This window comes from Paraburkholderia megapolitana (assembly GCF_007556815.1).
Lineage (GTDB): Bacteria > Pseudomonadota > Gammaproteobacteria > Burkholderiales > Burkholderiaceae > Paraburkholderia > Paraburkholderia megapolitana.
This window is the reverse complement of sequence record NZ_CP041745.1, coordinates 19,465-33,162: the sequence shown is the minus strand read 5'-3', so window position 1 is coordinate 33,162 and position 13,698 is coordinate 19,465. Positions and strand designations below refer to the sequence as shown.

The 13,698-nt window shown below is 54.9% G+C and carries 13 protein-coding genes; 3 read left to right on the top strand and 10 right to left on the bottom strand.

All coding sequences use genetic code 11. The annotated features are described in order from the left end of the window. The first annotated feature begins 4 nt into the window (after positions 1-4). Positions 5-469 carry a hypothetical protein gene (locus FNZ07_RS34505; RefSeq protein ID WP_407670714.1) on the top strand — a complete coding sequence of 155 codons (465 nt, stop codon included), beginning with the start codon at positions 5-7 and terminating at the stop codon, positions 467-469. Here FNZ07_RS34505 and FNZ07_RS13485 read toward each other — a convergent pair. The 9 genes from FNZ07_RS13485 to FNZ07_RS33635 all read right to left on the bottom strand — a co-directional run bounded on the left by FNZ07_RS13485 (position 441) and on the right by FNZ07_RS33635 (position 10,017). Beyond that, complete coding sequence (locus FNZ07_RS13485) at positions 441-1,235, bottom strand: metallophosphoesterase (protein ID WP_091019225.1); 795 nt, start codon at positions 1,233-1,235, stop codon at positions 441-443. The genes FNZ07_RS34505 and FNZ07_RS13485 overlap by 29 nt on opposite strands. An 89-nt stretch (positions 1,236-1,324) precedes the next feature. Continuing rightward, positions 1,325-1,936, bottom strand: a complete 612-nt coding sequence (locus tag FNZ07_RS13480) for a hypothetical protein (protein WP_091019222.1) — start codon at positions 1,934-1,936, stop codon at positions 1,325-1,327. A 45-nt stretch (positions 1,937-1,981) separates the two neighbouring features. Further along, entirely contained in the window at positions 1,982-3,364 is a 1,383-nt protein-coding gene (locus FNZ07_RS13475; RefSeq protein ID WP_143098171.1) for a hypothetical protein, read from the bottom strand. Positions 3,365-3,690: 326 nt separating this feature from the next. After that, complete coding sequence (locus FNZ07_RS34500; RefSeq protein ID WP_407670720.1) at positions 3,691-5,157, bottom strand: TniQ family protein; 1,467 nt, start codon at positions 5,155-5,157, stop codon at positions 3,691-3,693. 46 nt (positions 5,158-5,203) lie between these two features. Then, positions 5,204-6,142 carry a TniB family NTP-binding protein gene (locus FNZ07_RS13465; RefSeq protein ID WP_091019214.1) on the bottom strand — a complete coding sequence of 313 codons (939 nt, stop codon included), beginning with the start codon at positions 6,140-6,142 and terminating at the stop codon, positions 5,204-5,206. Further along, the gene (locus tag FNZ07_RS13460; RefSeq protein ID WP_091019212.1) at positions 6,129-8,093 is read right to left on the bottom strand and encodes a Mu transposase C-terminal domain-containing protein; all 1,965 of its coding nucleotides are present in this window, start codon (positions 8,091-8,093) and stop codon (positions 6,129-6,131) included. Before FNZ07_RS13460 ends, FNZ07_RS13465 begins: the two co-directional genes overlap by 14 nt. 14 nt (positions 8,094-8,107) lie before the next feature. Continuing rightward, positions 8,108-8,752, bottom strand: coding sequence for a hypothetical protein (locus tag FNZ07_RS13455; RefSeq protein ID WP_245811729.1), 645 nt, complete (start codon positions 8,750-8,752; stop codon positions 8,108-8,110). A gap of 281 nt (positions 8,753-9,033) precedes the next feature. After that, complete coding sequence (locus FNZ07_RS13450; RefSeq protein ID WP_091019537.1) at positions 9,034-9,441, bottom strand: helix-turn-helix domain-containing protein; 408 nt, start codon at positions 9,439-9,441, stop codon at positions 9,034-9,036. Between the two features lie 414 nt (positions 9,442-9,855). Continuing rightward, entirely contained in the window at positions 9,856-10,017 is a 162-nt protein-coding gene (locus FNZ07_RS33635; protein ID WP_170275766.1) for a hypothetical protein, read from the bottom strand. 391 nt (positions 10,018-10,408) lie between these two features. Here FNZ07_RS33635 and FNZ07_RS13445 point away from each other — a divergent pair, with 391 nt between their 5' ends. Beyond that, the gene (locus FNZ07_RS13445) at positions 10,409-11,212 is read left to right on the top strand and encodes a hypothetical protein (protein ID WP_143098170.1); all 804 of its coding nucleotides are present in this window, start codon (positions 10,409-10,411) and stop codon (positions 11,210-11,212) included. Further along, positions 11,209-12,135 (top strand): hypothetical protein, encoded by a 927-nt coding sequence (locus tag FNZ07_RS13440; protein WP_091019209.1) that lies wholly within the window; start codon positions 11,209-11,211, stop codon positions 12,133-12,135. The genes FNZ07_RS13445 and FNZ07_RS13440 overlap by 4 nt, the downstream gene beginning before the upstream one ends. A 329-nt stretch (positions 12,136-12,464) precedes the next feature. Here the strand turns inward: FNZ07_RS13440 and FNZ07_RS13435 are convergent, their stop codons facing one another. Beyond that, complete coding sequence (locus FNZ07_RS13435; protein ID WP_091019208.1) at positions 12,465-13,697, bottom strand: hypothetical protein; 1,233 nt, start codon at positions 13,695-13,697, stop codon at positions 12,465-12,467. Position 13,698: the final 1 nt, after the last annotated feature.

Sequence of the window (13,698 nt, the reverse complement as noted above, 5' to 3'; positions counted from 1 at the left end):
CATCATGCAGGGAGTGGTGTCGCCCTCCGCATTGCCGAAAATAAGACTCCAGCCGGACCTTGTCTGCCTGATCCCAGACGACCTGCCCTTCCCAGCCGTCGGGCACACCATCGAGAGCATCAACGAGCAGATCCCAGTCGCCGTTGTAATCCATGCAGAATGTCCCGCCCCCGAATTGCCGGAGCCAGTCATGGAGTGCGGCATGGAGGTCAGAGCGCGAAAACAGTCGCTCAGGATACTGACCGAGCTGCGGGAGTACCGCCTCCCGGACAAATGCACTGCACGCGCCCTAATCAAAGTCGTTGCGCTCCGCATAGAACTCGCGACCATCGTCGGCCACCAGTGCAATGCTGATCAGGTCGCAGTCTATGAAGTCCGTAAATTCGGTATCGACAAAAATCCGCATCGCCGTGATGTCCTGTTAAACGGTGAACCCCGGTTCATATCTCGACCAGCAGGCCAGGATTGAAGTCCGGGTTCAGCTGCTGCGGCGAATATCCGCGTGGATTGCAGAGCACGCGTGTGCCCTGCCCACCGGAAGCGTCGCCGGCCGGAACCACATAGTCAAAACTGGTATGCATGTGCCCGTGAATCCATAACGGAACGGCAGGCCCCATAAGATATTCAAGGTCAGACGCGTACGCCGGCGTCAACGAATCTCCCTCGTACTGTGCCTCGACAGAACCGGGAGACGGCGCGTGATGCGTGACGACCACGGTCTTGCCGTCGAATGGCTCACTCAACGCGTTGGCAAGCCACGCGCGCGACCGCTCGTGTCGCCGGACCGTGTCTGCCGGATACAGTTTTCTATACGTCGGCGTCGCCCGAATCAGGCGGAAATCGCTCATCGCGCTCTGTGCATCTCGCATGCAAACCACGGGCGAGACGTCGTCGCCGTAGAGCCTGAAATCCGTCCAGAGCGTACAACCCAGAAAACGGACATCACCAAGCACGAGGACGTCGTCCTCCAGAACGTGAATGTTGGTGCCGCGTGCGGACTCACGAAGCTTGTCCAGCGTGGAGTCGAAGTGCCCCCCGTAGAATTCGTGATTCCCGGCCACCAGGATGACGGGCTTGGCCGGATCAGCAACGAACGCCTGAGCCCATTCAACGCTACGATTCTTTATGTGGATATCACCCGCAAGCACGACGACGTCTGCACGGGTGACGGCCTCCGCATCAGCTACGATTGGCTCAAATTCATTGTGCAGATCGGACAGGACGAGCAGTTTCATGATTTCACGCTAAAGGGGTTGATTGCTGACCGGGGCGTCCCGCGCCAGATCACAGTGTTCTATAGCGGCAGATAACCCGTACATCACGTTCACTCCTTGCCCTCTGGTCTATCGGGATCTCGCAGCAAACCCCGCTCCAGTTGATTGAGTCGGCGCTCTACCGCTCGCGCGAGATCAACGAACCAGGGCTGACTCCCGATTTTGTCGAGCTCAGGAAAACGCAGGTAACCGTGTCTCACGCCTTTGGCAAACAGCAGTTCCGCCAGATCCTCCGGATACCGTGCGTCGAAGGATTGACCGGTCACCTGCACCTTGCCGGTCAGGCGTCGGGGATTGCCGTCATAGAGCAGATCGGCAATGAAGGGAGCCGCAGGTCGTTGCAGATCGATTGCCGGTTGGGCGTACTCGGACGAAACGTCCGTGGAGGTCATATCAGATTCAACACACCTGATGGTCCATGCAATGTTGGCGTTAAAATCGACGCCGCTTTCCGCGACGAGCTCGTAGATTCTCCCGGATTGCGTTACGCCGCGACGCGTCTCCCGATCAAATTTCACGATACAGGTGCTTACTCGCCCGCACCCGGTTCTCAGGTTGTGCCCAATGAAATGGCGAAAGCCCGTCTCTGTCTCCATCACTTGCCAGCGAGCCAGGAAAGCAACGGGTTCCGACTCAACCAGAGCAGCATGCCAGATTCCCATACGAACTCCTGATAGCAGGAACGGGTTAAGCCGCCCCCTCAAAAATTAATCTTTCACACGTGCAGGTATTACTCCGCGAGAGATGTCTACACCGGCTGGCCTGCGGATCCAGTACTGCCGTCCACCATCGACTGACGGCCCGGTTATGAGCCCGACACCGCTCTGTCTCGCCCACTCGGGGGCCTGGCGAGGAGAAACTCCTGCCGCTTTCGCCATCGTGAGCAGTGGTGCAAATTGCTCGGTGAACTTCAGCAGGTCATCAGCTTCGATGACCCGCGCTGCCCGGCGCCGCAGTTTTCCTGTTCGGGTCTTGACCAGACCTATGTTGACCAGGTGGTACATCACTTCCTGCTTGATGCCGAGCCGACGCGCTGCCTCAACGATAGATAGCGGCGAGCCCGATTCAACGGCAACCCGTATGGAAGCAGCCACATCGCACCGGTCAACGAAGATCTGCCGGAGCATCGGCATCTTGATCCGGGTCGGAACAAGGCGTACGTTGCCGTTCACGAGCCGGTCGAAGAACACCGCGGAAGCTTCAACGGGAACGTACAGACGCAGGGCATCGGCCACGCTAACTGGATCGTCGAGCGCTGGAGCATCCCGGGCACAGGCACCAACGATGCTGTCGAGCAGATGATCAATAGACCTCTTGTCGATCCGCGTCGAGGTGGAAGTAATCAAACCCGCCTTCGCCAGTGCCTCAATACGTCTGCTGGACATCCCGGCGTATCGCGCCGCGGTTTTCAGCGTGACAAGCGAACGCTGGGCTTTCTGAAGACTTTGTAGATCCGTGCGGCTGATGACGAACTTCTGCCGTCCTGCCCGGGTTCGTCTGACCGGTACGATGACGCCGGTCTGCGCGAGCACGGTGGCAATGGCAGGGTTTCGTGTCTTCTGCCGGCCACCCGGCTCCCAGCCTGCTCGCCCGGCAACACCTTTACGCTCCCAGAGCACCGACGACACGTTGCGCGACGAATCCGTGACGTATGCATCCAGCAGGTTCAACATCCAGCAACGCTCGGCCTCATCTAGCCGTTTCCTCAGCATGGTGAGCAAATGCGGGAAGACTTCCGGCAGCAGCGGGACGTTGCTCACACCGACCGGAGGAGCGCGAAGGCGATCGAGCAAATCGAAACAGGCCGGCCGATCAGCGATCAGTGACGCGCCCGTAGTCACCAGGAACTGTTCGATGTTTTCCGACTGACGCGACGCCTTCTTCAGTGGCTTTCCCTGAAGGCCGAACCGCGCGAGTGCTCCAATGAAACGTGCAAGGTTCCAGCGCTCCGCAACTGATAGCAAGTCGGTGTTCGAATCGGCTTGTTCGCCAATCAGCCTCAGGATTTCAGGCGAAAAATCATCAACTTTCACATTACACAGCGGTGCGCCACACGTACACAGCGCAAAGCGAACCTGTTTCCAGCGCAAGGTCCGCCGGCACGAGCAACATGTTGACGTAAGCCAGCTACGATGAGTCAAGCAGGCAGGCCAGCCGGCGTACCATTCCTCTCGCCAGTAACGATCTGCTACCGCGAGGCAATATGGGCACCAGCGCGCGATGCCGTGCGTCTTCGGCAAGGTCTTTTCAACGCACTCAAGCCAGTTAGGGTTGGACAGTCCATTGACATCGGCGACCCGAAGACGATAACCAAGGAAGCTTTCGTCTGAGCGCGCGCGTGGTCGCACAAGGAACTGCCCTGCGAACAGGGCAGTTCCCCTGGAACGCCAATCACCACATCGGATCGGCTCGTGAGTCATTGCAACGCTAGCTCAAACTGACTGGGCCTCTCCGTCTGGTGCCTGCGCCATGCCGCGTCGAACCTCTTGAGCTTGCGGGCGCGCTCTAACGCGATCTCGTCGACAAAAAAAGCCGACAAGCCAGGCGCCCCGGTTCGACGGTAAACCGGGAATTTTCCGGCAAATGCCTCCTTTAGAAGTTCCGTCGATATCGTTGATCTACTTCCGGCCATCGACAACAATGATCCGAACAGTGGGTATAGACGAGTAGCAGTTGCCGGGTACGGCCTTGACATGTCCCGCATCCGTTGACACAGATCGGCCAGGAGGTTCCGCGAAACAAAACGATACGCGCCGACTTCCACGGAGCAAAACATACCTGCGCGAACGAGGACGGAAAAAACGCTTCGATCTATATGAAGCTCTTTCATCACGGTCTCTCGGGTTGCGTGTGACGCATACCATCTACGGCACGCTTCCACCCACCGCAAAGGAAGATCGGTGCAACGTTTCTGCCCCGGAGGCACAACTCTCATACCTGGAAGGAACTCACTACGGGCGAGATGCCTCAGGCAGTCAGACGTGCATCCGATAAGCAATCTCGCATTCCTGAAACTCGTATAACCTTCCCGTCGTGCTTGATACGAATCTGCGGAGCTTCTCGTCGGCTTGACAAATTTTTTCCGACGACTATTCAGCAGCACCATTCGCAATTCAGCGAGAGGCAGACTGGACAAGCATGTCGGTCTATCCGTTTCATCCATCAGCATTCGGCGTAATCGCGTAAGCGCCGCGCAACGGTGCCTCGCAGCCTTGATTAGCCTCAGGAGCGTGCGAACCCCGTCCAGATCTGGTGCCACGGAATATTCGAATCGCTCAACAAGTTCGGCAAAGTCTGCTGTGCGTGGAATTCCGGACCGTAGAGATCGCCGGCCGCTTGTTCTGGCCACGACGGCGTCAAACAGCGCATCCAGCAGCAGGACGAATGGGAGCGTCTCGATAGCACTTCGCGCATCGTCCTCGACGATCGAGCGTTCGAAGCCCGACCACATTCGCTCGACATACCGTCGCTCGCCGGGCATCGGACACACCGCCCCTTCCCACATCTGTTCATCCGTCACCTCGGTGACGAAGTGTCTACCCGAATCGCTGTAGCCCCTCGTCATCACAGGTTCCGCGAGATCGTCTTTCAGGCGGATATAGTGAATAGTACAAATCTCGAACAGTTTGAGGCGCCACCGCGAACGAATATGCCGGGATTCGACCATGCACGCGGGGCAGTACCGGATGCGATTAACACGAGTGACTACGCTCCACCGAGGTAACGTAATGTCACTCCACAGTGGATAGCCATCAGGCTTGCTCCCGGCAGTGGCCACAAGTGTCTGACGAAGGTAATCGGCCTCCCTCAGCCTGGGACGGCGAATACCATTTGCTCGTGCGACACGGAAAAGATATGTCTCGACCCATTCGTCGGGAAGCATACGGGGACGACAGAGCGGTCGAACGGTTTCGAAGTGAAAATCCATGTCAGTGGTCCTCGGGTGCGAACGGCTCATCGTTTTTCACGAGAGGCATCTCATTGAATGTCTCGTGAAAAGGATTCCGGTTATCTGGCGCTCCTGAGTAAATCACGGTCCGGAATGCCTCTGCCAAAACCTTATCCGTCAATCCGGGATCAGGCTGCGCATATGCCAGCTCGACCGCTCGCGCAAGAAGCTTACAGATATCGCGCACGCGTCCATCGGTGGCGAAAGCAAACAACCTCGTGATCGTCGCCCCCGAAATATCGATAGCCGGAAGATCTCCCATGCAAATTTTGAAGTTCTTAAGAGCGCTACGGAATTCAAGTTCCGCGGATTCGTTTGCGACGGAAAACCGGTCGATCTGGATGACCTCCCGGAGCCTCCCTCGCAACTGATCATTGGTCGCGAGCAAGCGTTTGACTCGGGGTATACCTACAAACACATAAGAAATCTTCGAGTCGTCAATTACACACTTGAACCAGTCGGCAGCGGTGTGTAACGTTTTTTTGCCTGTACCGTCGACCAGATGGTTCGCCTCGTCCACGATCACGAGTCGAACTCTGCAAGTCCTCAGGAGACCGATAAATCGAGCGGTCAGCTGGGGCTCGGTACCTCTGAACCACAATAGATCTCCCAACATTTCCAAAGATTTCTGGGCAAGCGCTTTGCGGGTGGGCTTCGGACCGATACGCATGTAAAGCACCGGAACCTCGGTATATTCGTCGTGTTCGATCCTGGGATGCTGACGAGCATATCTTTTGACCAACGTCGACTTCCCGACTCCCGACTCACCCAGCAAAATTATGTGCTCCGGGTCTTCGTTGTCGCACTGATAATCGTAAAGGCGATCCAGTGCAGCCAGGATCCGCACTATGTGCGGGAATTTTATAAACGCTGTTCTAATATCCTTAGAAGATTCGGCTTTGGCATTATTCTTTTTCATGATCCACCTCAAGGTTGACGGATTCAATTTCGAAGTCGGAAAGTTCATCAGACTCTCGGGTGAATGAGCGGGGTGGCTGAGCAACCTGAGGTTCCGATGCAGTAGCTTGAGGACGGTTGGCCGATTTTGATGTCGTATGTGCCTGACGCGCGCCCCGCTTGCGCGTTGCCAGTTTCTTTGATTGCATCGCCTCGCTGGATTTCTCGCGAATCCACTCCTCGGCGTTTGCCCGCGTTCGTTGATGAGCATCAGAGGTTTCGTATTCGCGCTTTATAACCTTGGCTTGCTCGATCGTCAGATTGTTGAACTGTTCATCGACGTTATTGGCGCGAATGTATTTGCTTTCGATCGGATCCCACACCCAGATCAAGCCCGCGTTTTCGTAGGGAGCCTTGACCTGTACCCTCTGTCTTGCGGGCAGCATCCCGCGAAGGGCGAGTAGCTCGGGGGATACGTACCTGAACGTATTAAGGTTAATGCCATAGCGCTGCAACGCGCATTCGCCAAACTCGCCAAATTCGATGCTGAGGTCCTCCGCATTGCACTTCAACACAGGTGGAAACGCTGTTGCATCCTCCTTCCACACATCGATTGGTGCTCGCCCGGCAAGACCTTTATGTGGTCTGTGGTGATATACGGAAGTAATCCAGACGTGGACCATCTGGTTGAGCTGCTCGAACGTAATACAGGCCTCATCCTCCGATTTGAAGCCCACTCGTTGATGAACCTTGGCGAGGGTCGTACCTGGAAGTTTGTGAATGAAAGAGTAGTTGAACGTTCTGAGAAAGCGCTCGACAAAAGGTTTGTCGTTCGGATCACGCGAAGCGGCGTATTCGCATGTCACACCGAGATTCGTCAGTGCATCGACCACCGCAAGTGCATGAAATTCACGGCCGTTGTCCATGAGTAAACGCTCGGGCCAACCGTGACACGGCCATTCCAGAGACAGCTCTGGAAAACGCTCTCCCAGGTAATTTTTCGGCATCATCGCGTGTCGCAGTGCTTCGAATACGGCGTGGACGCCATGTCCAGCTGAACTGATACAGAACCCAAGCACGCATCGGGAACGTCGATCGAATACCACAGTGAAATACGGCCGATCGATCACCTGACCGTCGGAGTCGGTGTACATCACGTCCATCGGCGTGTGATCAATCTCAACAATCTCGAGGATTCTGCTTACCCTGCGCGAGCAGAGCTGGTCGGCGAACCGACGCTGCGCCTCCCGTTCGCCGTAGCGGGCAACCGTGCGCTCGTAAGCATGGATGCCTTCGATTCTCCTTTGAATAGTCCGGAGTGCCGGAACCTTGAGCCATTCGGACTCGATGCGAGTCGTATTTAGTCGCTGGATTTCTAGGAACACCGCGTTGTAGACGTCCTCAGCGGTTCCGCTTTTGCTGTTGAGAAACGCAGTTTCGATTTTCTCTTGCACAGCACTTTCAACCGCCGGATTGAGTCGTGACTGCCCCAGACCTCCTCGGTGCCAGCTCCCATCAAGCAGCCCGCGAACATCAAATCGTGCAAGAAGATATTTTCGACGCCAGCGATACACGGTCGTTTCGTGAGGCGGCCTCGCATCATCCAGATCTACGGCCACCTTGTGGATCGCCAGGCAAAGCGCAGACCGGGGCCCGTCGAACGCGCCGGTCCGGTCGAGCCTCACGAGATAGTTCACTCTTCGGCGTGTCTCGAAATCACCTTGTCTGGCTCGTGGCGTAGCAGCCTCCAGTGCTTCCTGAACGACATTGCGCTTCGGAGAACGTTGATACTGTTTGCTTTTAACTGTTCGAAGGTACCCTCGGACATACTCGTCCAGGAGATCCGCTTCGTCATGATTTGAGAACTCGCCCGTCGTAATGTTTTCCAGCTGGGCAATGTCATTTTGCACGCGGACGAGCCGGAATTTTCCGTCGCCGCGGAAGATGATCTGATCTTTGAAGAAGTTGGCCATGATAGAAACTCCTGTTAAGGAATAGAGACCGGCAAAACATCATCTGGATCACGTCTCATGATCCGGCGTAGCAGCTCGTCACATTGACGCTGTGCGTCTTCCCATTGCTGCAGGATCTCTGCCGTCGGGCACGTGCCGTTTTCCGGATCCCATAGAGTGGCGTCGATGTCAGCGCGATACCTTGTGCGAACCGGACGAGTCCGGAATAGAAGTTCGAGTTGTGGCTGGAGATTGTTTGCGACAAGGTCGGAGCGAAACACTATGTGCAAGGATTCGCTGAGTTGTCGAAGGTGCCGCATCGCAGCCCTGATCCGATCGGCAGCTTTTGAGCTTCGGGTGAACGCTCCGTCATCTTTAACCTCGAGGTACACCGTCTTATCTGCGGTCGCGATCTCGATGGCTACGTCAGGCGTATAACGCCACCGGTGTGTACCGTCTTTGTATTCAAATACCCGCGGCTGAGTTGCGATTGACTTGACAGACGGTGCTGTTTCAAGAAATCGCAACGTCATTTCTTCGATAAGACTTTCAAACTGGGCGGGTCTGGCTGCCTTCCGGCTCGGAAAGTATCCCCGCACTCCGCGGCCTGAAACCGTGACGATGTCACGCGGTCGGCGCCGGGTGGATTGACTGGCTGGGATTCGAGATTTTTTAGGCACGAGTTTTCTCCATCGCGTCTGCAGACAGACGCTCAATGTTGAGAAAACGCGCCCCCACTCGACAACAGTTAGTTGTCGAATTCGTACCGGAAAATGGGCGAGCAATCCCGAGGATTCAACCAAAAATGGTTGAATCCCGAGGGCGCGCAAATCGAGGGGCAGCAGCAGGGCTTGACGCTGAGGTCAGATCGGTAGAAAGTCGGCTTTGTCGAGAAGTCGAGTTGCTACTGTTTCTGAATTCAAGAGCGCTGCATGCCTTCGGGTGTGTCGCGCTTTTGCGTTTACATAAGACCTCCTTCGACATCCGGCTCCGCCCTAAAGGCGGACAGATTTCTATTGCGGGCTATCGCAGAGTGAACGCTTGCAATAGTCTCGAGATCCATTTCAGTTAGCCTCACATCCTCCATCAGCGCTGAAATCACCTGGTGTTTGCGCTCCGACAGTTCTTCGGGCACGCGCAGATATCGGCGCGAACGCCTCGAGGCGTCGACCAACTGGCGCAATCCATCTTCGTCCAGAGCGAGTGCTCGACTCAACGCCTCGAGAAAGGAACGGCCGTCGGGAGCCCTTCGGCCCGTTTCGACTGCGCTGACATATGCGTCATCTACGCCCATGCGAAGTGCGAGAGCAACCTGTGTCAGGCGAAGCTCCTTGCGTCGATTGCGTACGAAATTGCCCAGAGCTGTCACTTTCAAGTCAACAACAGTTGATGGATGGAAATTATCTCTGCCAGCATACTGCGCTCTACTCCTGAGTGGCAAATTGCGCAAAGAATGTCAAAATCCACATAAAAACATGGAAAACTCATAGTTCACGTCAAAAAAGATGCTCTTAAAAAATATTGTTTTACTTCGGTTTAAGTCCACTTTTCTAGAAAAGTGACATTTATGGCCAGAAATTAATGGATTCTGTCTTCGGCTCATTTGAGTTGCTATCATCACTCTATCTTCATGATTTTTTTTAATGATCAAGATCAAGATTGCCTGTCGGGGTGAAAACTGCAAGCTGTGTGCGCTCCACCGGAACAACGGCTAACGCTCCAGCCCTTGTCCTGTTTGCCGGCGCCACCGATCGGAACGGCTCTACCCATTCGAGCTTTGCCCTCAACCCACTGGATCGCGCTCGCCCGTCTTAAGCGCTTCCCGGATCACGAAGATCGCTTCATCGACCTGATGCTGCAACGGGAGCGGAACGATGTCCGCACTTTTGATCATCTGGATAGCCACTGCCAACGCAGCGTCAGCGCGAAGATCGACTCGAAGCATTCAGCGGGATCTCCGTCGTCTCGTAGTTCCGCCGTTGTCTGATCAAGGCGCCTGCGTCAATGCTCAGCACCTTCGCTGCTTTTTCAGTCCATGCGGCGGCGTTCCGTCATAGAGGCCTATAAATGAGGCTCAATGAACGTTGCGGCAGGGCATTGGTGCGATCAATGCGAGGGGAACGATGGGTGGGCGGTGAGCAGCATATCTCCGGGGCGCACACTCGGACTCCCGATGAGCCGGGCGCCACGCGTATTTCACAAACGCACTAACTCATGCGGAAGCGAGTCGGCCGGGGGACGAGGCGCGAGGTGGCCAATATGTTAAATTGGGAATAATAACTACGACTAGTGTGGCAAACGCGCTGCCGCCATAACGATCCGAGAGACCAAATACGATGTCCGTGCCGATTCTAAATTCGTCTGCGTGGCGTGAGTTTCGGGGTGTTCCCAGCAGCGCTGGGGTCAATCCGACCACGCACCTTGCCAACGTCGCCGATGCAACAGGTAAGTTGCACAGCTGCTACGTGAAGTTGCTGAGGCCGAACACACCGGCTTTGCTTTGCGAAGCAATCGGCTGGGCGCTTGCGAATCCTGTCGGCGTACCGGTGACATCGTTCGGGGCGATCATTCTCGTTCCCTTGGATAAGTTGGGTAATTGTATGACTCTGCCTCAGTGGACGAGTGGGCAAAGCGTCTGCGCAGCATGGTGCACGGAAATTGTCGCCGGAAAGTCGGTTCGTCAAGTTCACAAGTGGGCGTTTTGGATGGCACGGAAGCGATGTCTACACAGCAAAGATGTCCGCTCTATCGCATCGTTCGACGTGTGGACCGACAACCGTGATCGAAATTTTGGAAACGTGATTCGGTCACCGTCCGGGGGGTATATAGCGATAGATCACGAAACAGTGCTTCATGATCTGTTGTGGTTACCTACAGGCACATCGTATGCGCGCCGAAGCTTGGTCGATGAGGCAAGGCAACACCTTTCTGCAGGTGATCTGAAGCAGTTTAATGTTGAGTTAGCTGGCGCCTCGGGCAAGCATGGATCAGGTTTAGCTGCCGTGCAAGATGCGTTGAACCAGTTTATAGACGGGCTTTACCCCCATGCGGCGCCAGCGCTAGGTAAAGCGGTGATTGAGTATCTGGGTCTTCGATCGCAGGCCGGTTGGCTTGCCAATGAGATTGGGGTGATCGCATGAACCAGACCTCGATTTTTGGAGGCAACGGCAACGTTGAGCATTTGCTTAGCTTGGCACAAGAGATGCCTGTGCCAAGATTTTCCGGAGTATGGAGTACCGTCGAACTGCAACCGGACGTTTTTGTGCCGCAGTCATTTAGCGTTGGCATCGTAGTGCAGCCAGAAGGGCAGCGGTTGCACTTTAGACTTCTGGATGATTTCAAGAAATTTGAGTGCGTCTACGGAGATCGATTTCCTCAACGCTCTATCCGCGAAATAATGGCCCACGCGGAGAAGACTTTGCGGTTTGCTGCGCAAAATCGAGAGTCAATCTCGAACATCGCAATGGATTCAGATGTTCTACGTCTGTCGGCTCCAATATTTACGTCTGGAGAAGATTGCGAAGCTACGATCGAACGTTTGTTTGCCGACGTAATCGTAATGGCTCCAAATTCCAAGCGCCAAGGACGCGAGTTCGTTTCGATTGATACGCCACGTGCAAGGGCATTGGTAAATCAGGAGCTCAAGCGCATTGCGCAAATGGATTTTGAGAAGATCGTTGTTAGCGGGGCAAGTACAACGGGAATGCTTGTCGAAGACAGAGGTATAAAGCACTACCTCGATTTCAATCTTAGAACCGCGAGTGCTTGCGGGAGTGTCGTTTCCGCGGTGTACAAGAGCCTAGTGTCGGTAGAGCTGAACTTGCTAAAGTCAAGTCGAGACCTGACAACGTATTCGCGAATAAAGAGTCTTCAAAATACAGGGTTATTCCTCTTGTTGCCCGACGAACAACTCCTCGAAGCCAAGGAGTACAGGTACATCGTTGATGTCATCGACGAACAGGCGTGGAAGCTCGAGCGTGACGGCTTCCGAGTGGTGAGTCTATCGTCGGAGGCGCAACTGGCACAGGAAGTCTATGATTGGGCGCGACCCACGCTAGACTAGCTATCAGGAAAAGTTAGATAGTGTCCAGCAGCACCAGCCGTCAACTTACCTCCCAGATGCGCGGGTATATTGATATTAATGTTGATCAATCGTTTGGGATGTTTATAGGTAGTCGTCGGCCATGGCTGTCCCTCCTTGATGATGTTTATCTGCACCAGCTCTTCTTTTCCCTCTACAAGTGCTATCGCGTATACGGTGCGCAACGCACATTTCAGCCCGCACTCGTTTTCGCCCAAGTATTACCTGCAATTGCACAGCCATCCAACTTCGAAGTAGCAGCGAGTAGAGCAGGTGGCAATCAGGTCCTCGCGAGAAAGCTGAAGCCTCAGCTAGATGAAGGGCCTTAGGTGCGTCAGCATTGCTTTTAACCAGATTGCCAGCTGAGGATAGCGGACCCAGATTTTCCAAATCGCCCCCAGTGTGGGGGCAAACGTGAGGGCGGAGAACGCCCAGAAGGTGACTTTGGTGAGTCGAGCTTGCCTTTCAAGGGTCGCTTTTCGCTCAACCAGTACGCCCTGTAGCTTGCTCGGATAGGTCTTGCTCTTGTCGAACAACGGCGAGAAAACGAACTCAAAGCCGGACTGCAGGCGGTCAATCTGGTAGCGAATGTTCTTGAGAACGTACCGGAGAACAATCGTTACGAGAAAGAGGCCGGCGCACCCAAGCAGGAACGTTGAATCCTCCTTCAACGCGTCGAGGGCGCTGATGGCCAGTAGCGACGCCGGAAGCGCAAGCAACTTGCCGGCCACATCTCCAAATGCGCCAGTTAGCTTCGAGGCGTATTCAAGCTCGGAGTCAATTATCTTCTTGCGAACATCGTCGAACGCAAAGTTCTGGATATAGGCTTGGAAGTTTGCCCGATACTTCTGTTGGATAATTCGCCAGTTCTCACAAAGGAACGTCAGATCGTTCGACTCGGTGGATGCTGACGCGAGTGTGTCGGCAATCGCGCTCCGCATCGTCAGCAATCGCTCTTCGACGTGCAGCTTGTTTGAGTTTTCGTCTGCCACGAGCTGCTCTAGCAATTGAAGGTGAAGCAGGTCAAATTCGAGTGCCTTTTCCTCGACCTTAATTTCCGCAAGAGCAGTCTTGCGAACCTTGGTCGTATCAGTAGGAAGAATGAACAGCAGGCGATTACTTCTACCGCTGAACTCCACGCGATCGTCAGCAAGTTTCGACAGAAGCTCAATAAACTTCGCAAGCCGCTCGACCTTGACTATTCCTTCAGGCTTTACTTCGTCGGTAGAACAATAGTCTAGGTCTGCCATGTAGTAATGCACAGGCAACTTGCCGAACGCGAGGGACGGAGTTTGACGCAACAAATTGGACAAAGACAGATAGACCCGTCCCTGTTCATTTGTCGGCATCTGAATTTCGATTCTGACAGTACCGTCATCGTCGTCCTCGAGTTCCACCCTCCCAAAGGCAGCGCCCATGCGCTGACACCGGTTTGCCAACTCAACCGTAGCCGCGTTAATGGCCCCAGCAAAGCTGCAAGAATAATCTTGCGTGAGCTGTGGTCGGCCTAATGCACGATAGAGTGCGATGACATCTGAGAGCATG

Coding starts and splice junctions, on each gene's coding strand:
- FNZ07_RS34505 (WP_407670714.1), top strand. CDS start 5: ATGCAGGGAGTGGTGTCGCCCTCCGCATTGCCGAAAATAAGACTCCAG.
- FNZ07_RS13485 (WP_091019225.1), bottom strand. CDS start 1,235: ATGAAACTGCTCGTCCTGTCCGATCTGCACAATGAATTTGAGCCAATC.
- FNZ07_RS13480 (WP_091019222.1), bottom strand. CDS start 1,936: ATGGGAATCTGGCATGCTGCTCTGGTTGAGTCGGAACCCGTTGCTTTC.
- FNZ07_RS34500 (WP_407670720.1), bottom strand. CDS start 5,157: ATGCTTCCCGACGAATGGGTCGAGACATATCTTTTCCGTGTCGCACGA.
- FNZ07_RS13465 (WP_091019214.1), bottom strand. CDS start 6,142: ATGAAAAAGAATAATGCCAAAGCCGAATCTTCTAAGGATATTAGAACA.
- FNZ07_RS13460 (WP_091019212.1), bottom strand. CDS start 8,093: ATGGCCAACTTCTTCAAAGATCAGATCATCTTCCGCGGCGACGGAAAA.
- FNZ07_RS33635 (WP_170275766.1), bottom strand. CDS start 10,017: ATGCTTCGAGTCGATCTTCGCGCTGACGCTGCGTTGGCAGTGGCTATC.
- FNZ07_RS13445 (WP_143098170.1), top strand. CDS start 10,409: ATGTCCGTGCCGATTCTAAATTCGTCTGCGTGGCGTGAGTTTCGGGGT.
- FNZ07_RS13440 (WP_091019209.1), top strand. CDS start 11,209: ATGAACCAGACCTCGATTTTTGGAGGCAACGGCAACGTTGAGCATTTG.
- FNZ07_RS13435 (WP_091019208.1), bottom strand. CDS start 13,697: ATGCTCTCAGATGTCATCGCACTCTATCGTGCATTAGGCCGACCACAG.